A 14008-nucleotide genomic window follows, 5' to 3' on the forward strand; every position below is an offset into this window, starting at 1 on the left:
CTGCACCTCATGGGGATCAACGAGGGAACGGGAACGGCCGCACGGCCGAAGGGCAGGGTGCGGGCGTTCGTACGGGCATGGCGGGGCCCGCGGCTGAAGTGGCCGAGGAGGATCGCGCTCGCCCTGGCGCTGGTCCTGCTCGTCCCACCGCTCGCCGGTGCGGTGGCTCTGCGCATCAACTACGCGGGCGACCTCCAGGACGGCACCCGCACCCGCGGCAAGGACGCGATCTGGCTGGGCCACGCATGGGTGGACGGCCGTAAGAAGGACGCCGACGTCCGGGCCTTCGCCGAGCGGATCCGCGGCACCGGCATCAAGGACCTGTACGTGCACGCCGGTCCTCTCGAGCACGACGGCACTCTGCCCGCCGACCGCTACCCCCGTGCCCGCCGGCTCATCGACGCCGTGCACCGGGAGATGCCGGGCATCCGCGTCCAGGCGTGGCTGGGCGACGTGCTCGCCAACGACGGGCCGGACGGACTGCGCCTGGACGAACGGTCCCGCGACGCGGTGGTGGGCTCCGCCCGGCAGATCCTCGACGCCGGGTTCGAGGGGGTCCACTTCGACCTGGAGCCGCTGCTCTCGGGGGACCGCGACTATCTGTCCCTGCTCGACGCACTGCGCGAGCTGACGCGCGACCGTAAGGCGCAGCTGTCGGTCGCGGCCCACCAGATCGACCCGCTGCCCGCCCTGCACCGTGTGAACGCGGCGGTCACCGGCCGGGAGAAGTGGTGGTCGCAGACGTTCTTCGGCGAGGTCGCGCGGCGGGTCGACCAGATCGCCGTCATGTCGTACGACACCTGGATGCCGCTGGAGGGCATGTACGGCGGCTACGTCGCGCAGCAGACCGCCCTCGCGCTCGAGGTGACGCCCCCGGACACCGACCTGCTGATGGGGCTGCCGTTCTTCCACGAGGACGATCTCGGCCACCACGAGAACGCCGAGACGGTCGAGGCCGCGGTCCGCGGCACCCGGCTGGGCCTCGGACGCACGGACCGCGACAGGAAGCGTTTCGGTGTCGCGCTGTACGTGGACTTCGCGGCCGAGGAGGGCGACTGGAAGGCCTACCGCGACGGGTGGTGCTGACAGCCGAGGGGCGGGGCCCGGCGTGGGATTCGCGCCGGCCCCCGCGCCGCACGCGGTCAGCCCTCCCGGCGCCTGATCTTGTTGCCCAGCCACACCAGCGGGTCGTACTTGCGGTCCGCGGCCCGTTCCTTCATCGGGATCAGCGCGTTGTCCGTGATCTTGATGCCCTCGGGGCAGACCTCCGTACAGCACTTGGTGATGTTGCAGTAGCCCAGTCCGTGTTCGTCCTGTGCCGTCGTCCTGCGGTCCAGTCCCGTCCCGGCGGCCGAGTCCAGCGGATGCATGTCCAGTTCGGCGATGCGCATCAGGAACCGCGGGCCGGCGAAGGCCTCCTTGTTCTCCTCGTGGTCGCGCACCACATGGCAGGTGTCCTGGCACAGGAAGCACTCGATGCACTTGCGGAACTCCTGCGACCGCTCCACGTCCATCTGCTGCATCCGGTACTCACCGGCCGCGACGCCCGGGGGCGGCACGAACGCGGGGATCTCCCTGGCCTTCTCGTAGTTGAAGGAGACGTCGGTGACCAGGTCCCGCACCACGGGGAACGCCCGCAGCGGGGTGACCGTGATCGTCTCGTCCCTCGTGAAGACGGACATCCGGGTCATGCACAGCAGCCGGGGCCGGCCGTTGATCTCGGCGCTGCACGACCCGCACTTGCCGGCCTTGCAGTTCCAGCGGACCGCGAGGTCGGACGCCTGGGTGGCCTGGAGGCGGTGGATGATGTCGAGGACGACCTCTCCGTCGTTGACCTCGACGGTGAAGTCCTCGAGGCCGCCGCCGCTCCGGTCGCCCCGCCAGACCTTGAAGCGGGCTTGGTAGGCGCTCACTCGGTCAGCTCCTCCTCGGCGAGGTACTTCATCAGCTCTTCCTTCTCGAAAAGGGCGAGCAGGTCGGCACGGATGGGCTCGGTGGTCCTCCGCTCGAGCCGGATCCGGCCGGTGGCTCCGGCGGTCCCGGCTGCGTCGTCCTCCTGCCGGAGCCGGCACACCAGGTTCACCCGGCGCCATTCGCGGTCCATGCCGGGGCAGTCCTCCCGGGTGTGGCCGCCGCGGCTCTCCGTCCGCTCCAGGGCTGCCCGCGCGATGCACTCGCTGACCAGCAGCATGTTCCGCAGGTCCAGGGAGAGGTGCCAGCCGGGGTTGAACTGCCGGTGCCCCTCGACCCCGGCACGGCTCGCCCGTTCGCGCAGGTCGGCGAGCTTCGTCAGGGCCTGCTCCATCTCGCCCGCCCGGCGGATGATGCCGACCAGGTCGTTCATCGTCTGCTGAAGCTCCTGGTGGAGCGTGTACGGGTTCTCGGGCGCCGCACCCGCCTGTGGACCCTCGGCGCTGAACGGGCGCAGGGCCTCCGCCGCCGCGGCGTCGATCTGTGCCTCGTCGACCGCCGGCCGTGCGGGGAGCCGCTGGGCGTACTCGGCCGCGTGGAGACCGGCCCGGCGTCCGAAGACGAGGAGGTCGGAGAGCGAGTTGCCGCCGAGGCGGTTGGAGCCGTGCATCCCGCCCGCGACCTCTCCGGCCGCGAACAGCCCGGGCACGCCGAGCGCCCCCGCGGTGTCGGACTCGACGGCGATGCCGCCCATCACGTAGTGGCAGGTGGGGCCGACCTCCATGGCCTCCGCCGTGATGTCCACGTCCGCGAGTTCCTTGAACTGGTGGTACATCGACGGCAGCCGGCGGCGGATCACGTCCGCCGGCATCCGGGTGGAGACGTCGAGGAACACACCGCCGTGCGGGGAGCCGCGGCCCGCCTTGACCTCGGAGTTGATCGCCCGCGCGACCTCGTCGCGCGGCAGCAGCTCGGGGGGACGCCGGTTGTTGTCCGGGTCCTCGTACCAGCGGTCGCCCTCTTCCTCGGACTGCGCGTACTTCTCCTTGAACACGTCGGGCACGTAGTCGAACATGAACCGCTTGCCCTCGGAGTTCCGCAGCACCCCGCCGTCGCCGCGCACCGACTCGGTGACGAGGATGCCCTTCACCGACGGCGGCCAGACCATCCCCGTCGGATGGAACTGGACGAACTCCATGTTCACCAGCGGAGCGCCGGCCAGCAGCGCGAGGGCGTGCCCGTCCCCGGTGTACTCCCAGGAGTTGGAGGTCACCTTGAAGGACTTGCCGATGCCGCCCGTGGCCAGGATGACGGAGGGGGCCTCGAGGACGAAGAAGCGGCCGGACTCCCGCTCGTAGCAGAAGACTCCGCAGACCCTGCCGTCCTGCTTGAGCACCCTGGTGACCGTGCACTCCTGGAAGACCTTCAGGCCGGCCTCGTAGTCACCGAGCTCCCGTTTGTCCTCCTGCTGGAGGGAGACGATCTTCTGCTGGAGTGTGCGGATCAGTTCGAGTCCGGTGCGGTCGCCGACGTGGGCGAGACGCGGGTACTCGTGACCGCCGAAGTTGCGCTGCGAGATCCGGCCGTCGGCGGTGCGGTCGAAGAGCGCGCCCCAGGTCTCCAGCTCCCAGACCCGGTCGGGCGCCTCGCGGGCGTGCAGCTCGGCCATCCGCCACTGGTTGAGGAACTTCCCGCCACGCATGGTGTCGCGGAAGTGCACCTGCCAGTTGTCGCCCGCGTTCGCGTTGCCCATGGAGGCGGCGATGCCGCCCTCCGCCATGACCGTGTGGGCCTTGCCGAACAGGGACTTGCAGATCACCGCCGTACGCGCGCCCCGCTCGCGCGCCTCGATGGCGGCGCGCAGGCCCGCGCCGCCCGCACCCACCACCACGACGTCCCACTGCTGCCGTTCGAGCTCGGTCATCAAGCACCTTCCATCTAGAACAGCCTCGGATCGTCGAAGACGCCGGACGCGACGAGGTAGACGTAGAGGTCGGCGAGCGCGACGCTGAACAGCGACGCCCACGCGAGCTGCATGTGACGGGCGTTCAGCTTGCCGACCCAGCCCCAGAGGCGGTAGCGCACGGGATGCTTGGAGAAGTGCCGCAGCCGGCCGCCGATGATGTGCCGGCACGAGTGGCACGAGATGGTGTACGCCCAGATCAGCACGATGTTGACCAGGAACACGAGCGTGCCGAGGCCCATGTGGCCCCACTCGTAGTGCTCGTCGCGGAAGGCGAGCACCGTGTCGTACGTGAGGATCCCGGCGACCGGCACGGCGGCGTAGAAGAAGTACCGGTGGATGTTCTGCATGATCAGCGGGAAGCGGGTCTCGCCGGAGTACTTCTTGTGCGGCTCGGCGACGGCGCAGGCCGGGGGAGAGGCCCAGAAGCCCCGGTAGTAGGCCTTGCGGTAGTAGTAGCAGGTCAGCCGGAAGCCGAGCGGGAAGATCAGGATGAGCAGCGCGGGCGACAGGCCCCACCAGCTGCCGAAGATCTCCCAGTTGGGGCCCGACCGCATCGGTTCACAGTTCTCGGCCAGGCAGGGCGAGTAGAAGGGCGAGACGTACGGCGCCGCGTAGTAGTCGGCATTGGCGAACGCGCGCCAGGTCGAGTACACGATGAAGGCGAGCAGGCCGGCGGCCGTCAGGGCCGGGGCCAGCCACCAGCGGTCCGTCCGCAGGTGGCGGGGGCCGATGGCGGCACGCGTGGCCTCGTGCACGCCCTTATGGACTTGTGGTGGTTCGGTACCAGTGGCCAACGAAGGCTCCGGGTGGAGTGGGATCAGGGATGGGCTCCGGTCCGCCGGCCCTTCCTGCGGGCCGGCTCCTGCTGTCCGGGCCGGTCAGGGCGCGTGCCGGTCGCGCACGCCCAGTCCCTCGTCGTCGGAATCGGTCCACAGCGCGTTGTCGTACGGGGCGTCGGGGATGGTGACCAGCTCGGTACGGGCCTTCGCGGCCGGCGCGGCGGTGCCCGTGAGCGGGCGGGAGCCGCGCAGCTGGTCGACGGTCTGTTCCAGCTGGCCGACACGCCGGACCAGCTCATCGAGGCGGCGCTGGACGGCCGCGAGATCTTCCTGTGACATGACTTGCCCTCACTTCCGCGGGGTGCGGTGGCGTCGTTCATGCGCCTGCGAGTGTCGCGCGTCACATCCCCGCTTGTGAAGGGGACGTACGGGGATTCCCGGCGCATGCGCCGCCAGCGCGCCCCTCATGGTCGGAGCCTCACTCCCCCCATATTCACCCTTTTTGTTCCCGTTGGCGGCGTTCGCGGTTCGCCCGCACGGGTGGCCTTGGCGGAAGCGCCGCCGTGTCTGCGTCCGGCGCGGCAATCCATCCACTTCAGTGAGTGGAATCGGTGTGATCATCCCTAAATTCGACGAAACAGGACGAAGAGGTACAAGCCATGTCCCAGGTCGAAGCCCCCCGCGGGCGGACATGCTCCCGAAGGCTCCGCCCCGTCGCACTGCTCGCGAGCGGAGTGCTGGTACTCCCCGTTCTCGCCGGATGCAGCTCGGGCGAGGAGCAGAGCAGGGGGAAGCCCCCGGCTCAGGACATCTCACCCGCCGACCGTGAGCTCGTCACCGACGGAGGGACCCTGCGCTGGGCCGTCGACACGATGCCCGCCACGCTCAACTCCTTCCAGGCCGACGCGGACGCCACGACCGGCCGGATCGCGGGCGCCGTGCTGCCGGCGCTGTTCACCCTGGACGCCGACGGGCGACCGCAGCGCAATCCGGACTATCTCGAATCGGCGGAGATCGTCGAGCGGGAGCCCAAGCAGGTCGTGCTCTACAAGCTCAACCAGCAGGCCGTGTGGAGCGACGGCCGCGAGATCGGCGCCCCGGACTTCCTCGCCCAGTGGCGCGCGCTGAGCGGAAAGGATTCCTCGTACTGGACGGCGCGCAACGCCGGGTACGACCGGATCCAGAAGGTCGAGCGCGGTGATAACGACCTGGAGGTCAAGGTCACCTTCACCAAGCCCTACGCGGACTGGCAGTCGCTGTTCACGCCGCTCTACCCGAAGGACGTGACCGGGACTCCGGCGGCCTTCAATGACGGAGCCCGCACGAAGCTCAAGGTGTCGGCGGGACCGTTCCGGATCTCCAAGATCGACCAGGCGGCCGACACCACCACGCTCGTGCCGAACCCGCGCTGGTGGGGGGACCGCCCGAAGCTCGACAAGCTGGTGCTGTCGGCCGTACCGCGGGAGAAGCGGGTCGCCGCGCTCACCGCCGGAAGCCTCGACCTGGCGGATGTCGACCCCGCGGCGGCGGAACGTATCGCCTACGCCGTGAAGGACGCCGGACGCGGCGGGCGTCCGCTGGCCTACGGCCCCGGCACCGCCAAGGCTCCCTCCGCCGCCCTGAAGTCGTGGGCGATGGCCCATGGCTCCGACGAGGAGCTGGCCGAGGTGGCACAGCAGGCCCGCAAGCGGGCGGCGGAGGCGGAGAAGAAGTACGCGCAGGAGCAGTCCGCCCTCAGTAAGTACGAGGTCCGCAAGTCACTGGAGCCCGCGTACACCCAGCTCGCGCTGAACGGCGAGTCCGGGCCGCTGGCCGACGACCGGGTGCGCCGCGCCATCGCCCGGGCGCTGGACCGCAAGGAGATCGCCGAGGCCGTGCTCACGCCGCTCGGACTGCCCGCGGAGCCGCCCGGCAACCACCTCGCGCTTGCCGGGCAGGCCGCGTACACCGACAACAGCGCCGCACTCGGGGAGCAGGACACCCAGGAGGCGCAGGCGCTGCTCGCCGACGCCGGCTGGACGCCCGAAGGGCTGCGAGAGGAGCCGGCCAAGGCGGGCGGCGAGGCCGGGAAGCCGGAGGAGAACGGCAAGGACGGCAAGCCGGAGGACGGGAAGAAGACGACGGGCAAGGCCACCGCCGAGCCGTCCTCGCACCCTTCGGGCAAGGCGTCGGAGAAGAAGAACGACGCCGCCTCCGACGACGGGCTCTACATCGTCGGTGACGACAAGCCGGCAGCCCATGACCCGAGATCCGGTTCCCGCGTCACGCACGTCCTCGCCCCGGCCACCGGCGCCGCGCTCCAGAGCGCCGCCGTCCGGCGCCAGGCCGCGTCGCTCGCCGACGACGGTGCCGGCTCTGCGGACAAGGCGGCCAGGAAGGCCGAGGACAAGGGCGGCATGGCAGGCGCCTACGCTCCGCGCGGTACGGCGGCACCCGGCGGCGCACCCGTCGGCGGCGCCCTCGGCAAGGAGGGGAAGCCGCTGAGCCTCCGCTTCGTCCTCCCCACGGGCGCGGGCTCGGAGGTGCTGCGCACGGTCGGCGACAAGATCGCGCAGATGCTCGACCGGGTCGGGGTGCGCACCGAGATCATCAAGGTGGACGACGCGAGCTTCTTCAAGGACCACATCGCGTCCGGCGACTACGACCTGGCCCTGTACTCCTGGCCCTCCAGCCCCTTCCCGGCGACCGACGCCCGGCCGATCTACGCCAAGCCCAAGCCGGCCTCCGACGGCTCGCTCCTCGTCGAGCAGAACTACACGCGGGTGGGTACGGACTACATCGACCAGCTCTTCACCCAGGCCGCCGGTGAGCTCGACGCGGACGCCGCCCGTGACCTGATGCGCAGGGCGGACGCCAGGATCTGGGCGGCGGCCGGCTCGGTTCCGCTCTACCAGCGCCCGCAGCTGGTCGCGGTACGCAAGCAGGTGGTCAACGCGGGCGCCTTCGGATTCGCCGAGCCCCGATACCAGGACATTGGTTTCAAGACGGCCGCAGCCGCCCCCAAGCAGTAGCCGCACCGACCGTCTGCCAGGAGAAACCGCAGGTCACAACCTCAGGACTGGCTCAATTTCCTTGCCCGCCGGCACCGCCGGCGGGCAAGCTCGTGCCGATTCGTTGACCCAGGCTCGCCCACGCATGTCCATGCACCCCCCCCTCGTACCGGCAGCCTCCCCACCTGCCGATGTGCACCGCCTTCGCCGGTCCTCCCGGTACCGGCCGCGGCGTGATCCCCGCCTCGTTCGTCCCGGACCCGATCGTTCCGGGAGGCCCGCGTCCCGGCGGCCCCGTACCATGGGACAAGCCGTGGCGTGTCCGCCCGGCGGGCGGACGAGGATCTCATCCAACGCCCGATCCCACGATCGAGAGAAGCGCCAGCCAGCATGCCCACGCGCCACGACATCCGTAACGTTGCCATCGTCGCCCACGTCGACCACGGCAAGACCACCTTGGTCGACGCCATGCTGAAGCAGGCCGGCGCCTTCGCCGCGCACGCCGCGGAGCAGCTCGACGACCGCATGATGGACTCGAACGACCTGGAGCGTGAGAAGGGCATCACGATCCTGGCCAAGAACACCGCCGTGAAGTACCACCCCAAGGACGGCGGGGCCCCGGTCACCATCAACATCATCGACACCCCCGGCCACGCCGACTTCGGCGGCGAGGTGGAGCGCGGTCTGTCGATGGTGGACGCGGTCGTCCTCCTCGTCGACGCCTCCGAGGGCCCGCTGCCGCAGACCCGCTTCGTGCTGCGCAAGGCGCTCGCCGCGAAGATGCCGGTCATTCTCTGCATCAACAAGACGGACCGCCCGGACTCCCGGATCGCCGAGGTCGTCGACGAGACGTACGACCTGTTCCTGGACCTGGACGCGACCGAGGAGCAGATCGAGTTCCCGATCGTCTATGCCTGTGCCCGTGACGGCGTCGCCTCGCTGACCAAGCCGGAGGACGGCACCGTCCCGGCCGACAGCACCAGCCTGGAGCCGTTCTTCAGCACGCTGCTCGAGACCGTCCCGGCGCCGGAGTACGACGAGTCCGCCCCGCTGCAGGCTCACGTCACCAACCTGGACGCCGACAACTTCCTCGGCCGTATCGCGCTGCTCCGCGTCGAGCAGGGCGAGCTGCGCAAGGGCCAGACCGTGGCCTGGATCAAGCGTGACGGCACGATCTCCAACGTCCGCATCAGCGAGCTGATGATGACCGAGGCGCTCACCCGCAAGCCGGCCGAGGTGGCCGGCCCCGGTGACATCTGCGCCGTCGCCGGTATTCCGGACATCATGATCGGCGAGACGCTGGCCGACCCGGAGAACCCGATCGCGCTGCCGCTGATCACGGTCGACGAGCCGGCGATCTCGATGACGGTGGGCACCAACACCTCGCCGCTGGTCGGCCGGGGCGGCACCGGCAAGGGCGCGGACGCGAAGTCCGCGGTCAAGGACCGTAAGGTGACGGCCCGCCAGGTCAAGGACCGGCTGGACCGCGAGCTGATCGGTAACGTCTCGCTGCGCGTGCTCGACACCGAGCGTCCCGACGCCTGGGAGGTGCAGGGCCGCGGTGAGCTGGCGCTGGCGATCCTGGTCGAGCAGATGCGCCGTGAGGGCTTCGAGCTGACGATCGGCAAGCCGCAGGTCGTCACCAAGCTGGTCGACGGCAAGGTCCACGAGCCGGTCGAGCGCATGACGATCGACGTGCCCGAGGAGCACATGGGTGCCGTCACCCAGCTCATGGGTGTCCGCAAGGGCCGCATGGACAACATGTCGAACCACGGCTCCGGCTGGGTCCGCATGGAGTTCGTGGTCCCGTCCCGCGGCCTGATCGGCTTCCGTACGGAGTTCCTGACGAACACCCGCGGCACCGGAATCGCGCACTCCATCCACGAGGGCCACGAGCCCTGGTTCGGCCCCCTGCAGACCCGGAACAACGGCTCGCTCGTCGCCGACCGCTCCGGCGCCGTCACCGCGTTCGCGATGACGAACCTTCAGGAGCGCGGCGTGCTGTTCACCGAGCCCGGCACCGAGGTGTACGAGGGCATGATCGTCGGCGAGAACTCCCGCTCCGACGACATGGACGTGAACATCACCAAGGAGAAGAAGCTCACCAACATGCGCTCCTCCTCGGCCGATTCGTTCGAGGCGATCGTCCCGCCGCGCAAGCTCTCGCTGGAGCAGTCGCTGGAGTTCTGCCGTGACGACGAGTGCGTCGAGGTGACCCCGGAGGCGGTGCGCATCCGCAAGGTCGTCCTGGACCAGAAGGAGCGCGGCCGCGCGGCTTCGCGTGCCAAGCACGGCTGACGGTAAAGCTCTGGAAAACCGCTGAACGCACGGCCCGGCCCTCCGCAGAGACTGTGGAGGGCCGGGCCGTTCGTCAACTCTTTTTCCTGGCCCGAGTGTCCGGATATCGGCCGTCGCACTCCGGAACATGTGTTAACGGTCCGTTTCGCGGGTGTCTGTCTGGGATCGCTTTGTCCGGATTTCGGGCTGGAGTCCCTCTCTGATGTTGTCAAAACGAGACCCTTTAGGTGTGGTTTACAAGCCTGTCCTACTTAATAGTTGGCTCCATTGAGCTCGGGTCAATGGGTCATGCGCTGTGGGGAGCGCCGACTCACGAGCACACTCGGGGTACTTGACGAGCGCTGTCAGGGGTGTCAGCGCGCGTAGAACGGTGCCCCTCTTGTAGTGACAAGTGGACTCATGAGGAGGAACCCATGCGTGGTGCCAAGAGCGCCAAGTGGGTCGCGGGAGCGATCGTTGTCGCCCTGGCGGCCACTGCCTGTGGTGGCGGCAGCGGCGAAGAGGGCAAGAAGAACCCGGCCGGCAAGCCTGCCGGTTATGTCTCGATCGACGTCGGCGAGCCGCAGAAGCCGCTGATCCCGGCCGACACGAACGAGACCAACGGTTCGTACGTGATCCAGTCGCTCTTCACGCAGCTGCTGGACTTCGACTCCAAGGGCGAGATCGTCCTCACGAACGCCGAGTCGGTGGAGACGACGGACTCCAAGACCTGGACCGTCAAGCTGAAGTCCGGCTGGAAGTTCCACAACGGCGAGGCCGTCACCGCGCAGTCGTACGTCGACGCGTGGAACTGGTACGCGAACATCAAGAACAACCAGCAGAACAGCTTCTGGTTCGCGGACATCGCCGGCTACGACGACGTGCACCCCGAGAAGGGTGACCCGAAGGCCGACAAGATGTCCGGTCTGAAGGTCGTGGACGACACCACCTTCACGATCGAGCTGAAGGACAAGGTCCCGTACTTCAACTACAAGCTCGGCTACGCGACGTTCGCGCCGCTGCCGAAGGTCTTCTTCGACGACCCGAAGGCGTTCGGCCAGAAGCCGGTCGGCAACGGTCCGTACAAGTTCGAGAAGTGGACCCACAAGAAGCTGATCCAGGTTGCGGCCAACCCTGACTACCAGGGCCCCAACAAGGCGAAGAACAAGGGCATCCAGTTCAAGAACTACGCGACCCTCGAGGCCGCGTACCAGGACGTCGTCTCCGGCAACCTGGACATCATCCGCCAGGTCGGCCCGACGGACCTGCCGAAGTACAAGCAGGACCTGGGTGACGGCGCCATCGAGCAGCCGTACGCGGCCATCCAGTCGCTGGTCCCGGCGTTCTACAGCAAGACGTTCAAGGACATCGACCCCAAGGTCATCCAGGGTCTGTCCATGGCGATCGACCGTGAGACGATCACCAAGACCGTCCTGAACAACACCCGTACCCCCGCGACGAGCTTCACGCCGCCGCAGGTCAAGGGCAACCAGGACCTGGGCACGGACGTCTTCACGTTCAACCCGGCGAAGGCCAAGCAGCTCATCACCGAGGGCGGCGGCGTCCCGGAGAACAAGCTGTTCATCCAGTACAACAGCGACGGCGGCCACAAGGAGTGGGTGACCGCGGTCTGCGAGTCCATCCGCAAGGCGACCGGTGTCGACTGTGTCGGCGACGCCAAGCCGGACTTCCCCACGGACCTCGAGGCCCGTGACAACGACCAGGTGAAGTCGATGTACCGCGGTGGCTGGGTGGCCGACTACCCCGTCAACGTGAACTTCATCAAGGAGCTCTACCACACCAACGCCGAGTCCAACAACGGTCGTTTCTCCGACAAGGAGATCGACAAGATGATGGAGGACGCGGACAAGGCCAGCTCCCTGGAAGACGCCGTGAAGGGCTACCAGGCGGTCGAGAAGAAGCTTCTCGAGAAGATGCCGGCCATCCCGCTGTGGTACTACCGCATCAACGGTGGCCACGGTAAGGGCGTCGACGACGTCGCGGTCGACTTCCACGGTGACCTCGAGCTCACCGGAGTCACCGTCAAGTAAGCGCCTGCGGGCCTCATCCCCACTCGGCCGTCACCCGCCGCCGCCGGACATCCGGCGGCGGCGGTGGTCCGGGGGCTGTCCGCAAGCGGGCGGCCCCCGGACCCAGTTAACCCCTCACGGAGGCACCCATGGGGCGCTACGTCGCACGACGACTGCTCCAGATGATCCCGGTGTTCATCGGGTCAACCTTTTTGATCTTCGCCATGATGTTCGCGCTGCCCGGCGACCCCGTCAGAGCGCTCATGGGGGACCAGGCTTTCGACCCCGCCGTGGTCGAGGCCATTCGCCATGACCGCGGTCTCGACCTGCCGCTCTGGCAGCAGTACCTGAAGTACCTCTTCGAGCTGGTTCAGGGGAACTTCGGCACGGAGATCGCAAGCCAGCGTCCCATCGCCGACATCATCGCGCAGGCGTTCCCGGTCACCATCCGGCTCACGCTCTTCGCGTTCACCTTCACGGTGGTCGTCGGCATCGGCCTCGGCATCATCGCGGGTCTGCGTCCCGAGTCCGTGCGGGACCGGGGGCTCCTCGCCCTCACCCTCGTGCTGATCTCGATGCCCTCCTTCGTGCTGGGCTACCTGATGCAGTACCTGTTCGCCTTCAAGTGGGGGGTGACAACCCCGACCGTGCAGGACTCCGAGAGCTTCGGAGACCTCCTCCTGCCGGCGATCGTCCTGGGTTCGCTGTCGCTCGCCTACGTGGCACGGCTGACCCGTACCTCGATGGCGGAGAACCTGCGCGCCGACTACATGCGCACGGCGGTCGCCAAGGGCCTGCCGCGCCGCCGGATCATCGGTGTCCACCTGATGCGCAACTCGCTCGTCCCGGTGGTCACCTTCCTCGGCACCGACATCGGCAACCTGATGACCGGCGCCATCGTCACCGAGGGCATCTTCAACGTGCAGGGCGTCGGTGACGCGATCTACGAGGCACTCTTCCGCCGCGAGGGCGCGACCGTCGTCGGCATCGCTTCCCTGATCGTCCTCGTCTACCTGCTCGCCAGCCTGCTCGTCGACCTGCTTTACGCGGTCCTGGACCCGAGGATCCGGTATGCCTGAGAAGACCGCAGCCACCGCGGCGTCCACCGGGGCCGAGAAGGTCGCTACCGCCACCACCGCGGCGCCCGACGCGCTGCTCACGGCCACCGCGCCCAAGCCGGACAAGGCTCGCAGCCTGTGGTCCGACGCCTGGCACGACCTGCGCCGCAACCCGCTGTTCCTGATCTCGGCGGGCATGATCGTCCTCCTCGTCGTCATCTCCGCGTTCCCGGGCCTGTTCACCAGTGCCTCGCCGCGCGACGCCGACCTGGCGAACCACTACCTCGGTCAGCCGAACTGGAGCCACTTCTTCCAGCCGGACTGGTTCGGTTACGACGGCCAGGGCCGCTCGATCTACGCCCGTGTCGTCTACGGCGCCCGTGCCTCGATCATCGTCGGCGTCGGCGTCACCGCCCTGGTGACCGTCCTCGGCACCCTGGTCGGCATGATCGCCGGTTACTTCGGCGGCTGGATCGACACCCTGCTGTCCCGCATCACCGACATCTTCATGGGCATCCCGTTCCTGCTGGGCGCCCTTGTCGTCCTCACCAGCTTCGAGAAGCGCGCCATCTGGGTCGTCATCCTCGCCCTGGTGTTCCTGGGCTGGACCCAGATCGCCCGTGTCGCCCGCGGTTCCGTCATCACCATCAAGCAGGCGGACTACGTGGTGGCCGCGAGGGCGCTCGGCGCCTCGACCACCCGCATCCTGACCCGGCACGTCCTGCCCAACGCGCTCGCGCCGATCATCGTCGTCGCGACCATCGCCCTCGGTGGCTACATCGCCGCGGAGGCGACGCTGTCGTTCCTCGGTGTCGGCCTCGCCGAACCGACGGTCTCCTGGGGTGTCGACGTGTCCAGTGGACGTGAGCAGCTGCGCAACGCACCCCACGTGCTGATCATCCCGTCGGTGATGGTCTCGATCACGGTGCTCTCGTTCCTGATGTTCGGCGATGCGGTTCGCAACGCCCTCGACCCCAAGCTGCGCTGAGGAGGGCGT

The 14008-nt window shown here is 68.6% G+C and carries 10 protein-coding genes; 6 read left to right on the forward strand and 4 right to left on the reverse strand.

All coding sequences use genetic code 11. From position 1 onward, the window contains the following. The first annotated feature begins 9 nt into the window (after window positions 1-9). On the forward strand, window positions 10-1086 hold the full coding sequence (locus ACIPJI_RS08990) for a hypothetical protein (RefSeq protein ID WP_356623229.1): 1077 nt from the start codon (window positions 10-12) through the stop codon (window positions 1084-1086). A 56-nt stretch (window positions 1087-1142) separates the two neighbouring features. Here the strand turns inward: ACIPJI_RS08990 and ACIPJI_RS08995 are convergent, their stop codons facing one another. From ACIPJI_RS08995 to ACIPJI_RS09010, 4 genes are all read right to left on the reverse strand, one after another. After that, window positions 1143-1913, reverse strand: a complete 771-nt coding sequence (locus ACIPJI_RS08995; protein WP_307708107.1) for a succinate dehydrogenase/fumarate reductase iron-sulfur subunit — start codon at window positions 1911-1913, stop codon at window positions 1143-1145. Then, the gene (locus ACIPJI_RS09000) at window positions 1910-3835 is read right to left on the reverse strand and encodes a fumarate reductase/succinate dehydrogenase flavoprotein subunit (RefSeq protein WP_356623227.1); all 1926 of its coding nucleotides are present in this window, start codon (window positions 3833-3835) and stop codon (window positions 1910-1912) included. Before ACIPJI_RS09000 ends, ACIPJI_RS08995 begins: the two co-directional genes overlap by 4 nt. A 14-nt stretch (window positions 3836-3849) precedes the next feature. Further along, window positions 3850-4671, reverse strand: a complete 822-nt coding sequence (locus tag ACIPJI_RS09005) for a hypothetical protein (protein WP_307708109.1) — start codon at window positions 4669-4671, stop codon at window positions 3850-3852. Between the two features lie 84 nt (window positions 4672-4755). Then, window positions 4756-4995: a hypothetical protein gene (locus tag ACIPJI_RS09010; RefSeq protein ID WP_307708110.1), complete on the reverse strand. Its 240-nt coding sequence runs from the start codon at window positions 4993-4995 to the stop codon at window positions 4756-4758. A 320-nt stretch (window positions 4996-5315) separates the two neighbouring features. On the opposite strand from ACIPJI_RS09010, the gene ACIPJI_RS09015 reads away from it, so the two are divergent. The 5 genes from ACIPJI_RS09015 (at window position 5316) to ACIPJI_RS09035 (ending at window position 13999) form a co-directional block, all read left to right on the forward strand. After that, window positions 5316-7667 (forward strand): ABC transporter family substrate-binding protein, encoded by a 2352-nt coding sequence (locus tag ACIPJI_RS09015; protein WP_402245289.1) that lies wholly within the window; start codon window positions 5316-5318, stop codon window positions 7665-7667. A gap of 369 nt (window positions 7668-8036) precedes the next feature. Then, the gene (gene typA / locus ACIPJI_RS09020) at window positions 8037-9944 is read left to right on the forward strand and encodes a translational GTPase TypA (protein ID WP_307708112.1); all 1908 of its coding nucleotides are present in this window, start codon (window positions 8037-8039) and stop codon (window positions 9942-9944) included. Between the two features lie 413 nt (window positions 9945-10357). After that, window positions 10358-11974 (forward strand): ABC transporter substrate-binding protein, encoded by a 1617-nt coding sequence (locus ACIPJI_RS09025; RefSeq protein ID WP_307708113.1) that lies wholly within the window; start codon window positions 10358-10360, stop codon window positions 11972-11974. A 128-nt stretch (window positions 11975-12102) separates the two neighbouring features. Further along, a complete protein-coding gene (locus ACIPJI_RS09030; RefSeq protein ID WP_159687733.1) occupies window positions 12103-13032 on the forward strand; it encodes an ABC transporter permease in 930 nt (309 codons plus the stop codon). Next, entirely contained in the window at window positions 13025-13999 is a 975-nt protein-coding gene (locus ACIPJI_RS09035; RefSeq protein WP_356621291.1) for an ABC transporter permease, read from the forward strand. The genes ACIPJI_RS09030 and ACIPJI_RS09035 overlap by 8 nt, the downstream gene beginning before the upstream one ends. Window positions 14000-14008: the final 9 nt, after the last annotated feature.

Source organism: Streptomyces sp. NPDC086835, assembly GCF_044745705.1.
In the GTDB taxonomy this organism is placed as follows: Bacteria; Actinomycetota; Actinomycetes; order Streptomycetales; family Streptomycetaceae; genus Streptomyces.

What these genes read in the sequence shown, in the direction of transcription:
- ACIPJI_RS08990 (WP_356623229.1), top strand. Translation starts at nt 10, where the DNA reads ATGGGGATCAACGAGGGAACGGGAACGGCCGCACGGCCGAAGGGCAGG.
- ACIPJI_RS09010 (WP_307708110.1), bottom strand. Translation starts at nt 4,995, where the DNA reads ATGTCACAGGAAGATCTCGCGGCCGTCCAGCGCCGCCTCGATGAGCTG.
- ACIPJI_RS09025 (WP_307708113.1), top strand. Translation starts at nt 10,358, where the DNA reads ATGCGTGGTGCCAAGAGCGCCAAGTGGGTCGCGGGAGCGATCGTTGTC.
- typA (WP_307708112.1), top strand. Translation starts at nt 8,037, where the DNA reads ATGCCCACGCGCCACGACATCCGTAACGTTGCCATCGTCGCCCACGTC.
- ACIPJI_RS09030 (WP_159687733.1), top strand. Translation starts at nt 12,103, where the DNA reads ATGGGGCGCTACGTCGCACGACGACTGCTCCAGATGATCCCGGTGTTC.
- ACIPJI_RS09000 (WP_356623227.1), bottom strand. Translation starts at nt 3,835, where the DNA reads ATGACCGAGCTCGAACGGCAGCAGTGGGACGTCGTGGTGGTGGGTGCG.
- ACIPJI_RS09035 (WP_356621291.1), top strand. Translation starts at nt 13,025, where the DNA reads ATGCCTGAGAAGACCGCAGCCACCGCGGCGTCCACCGGGGCCGAGAAG.
- ACIPJI_RS09015 (WP_402245289.1), top strand. Translation starts at nt 5,316, where the DNA reads ATGTCCCAGGTCGAAGCCCCCCGCGGGCGGACATGCTCCCGAAGGCTC.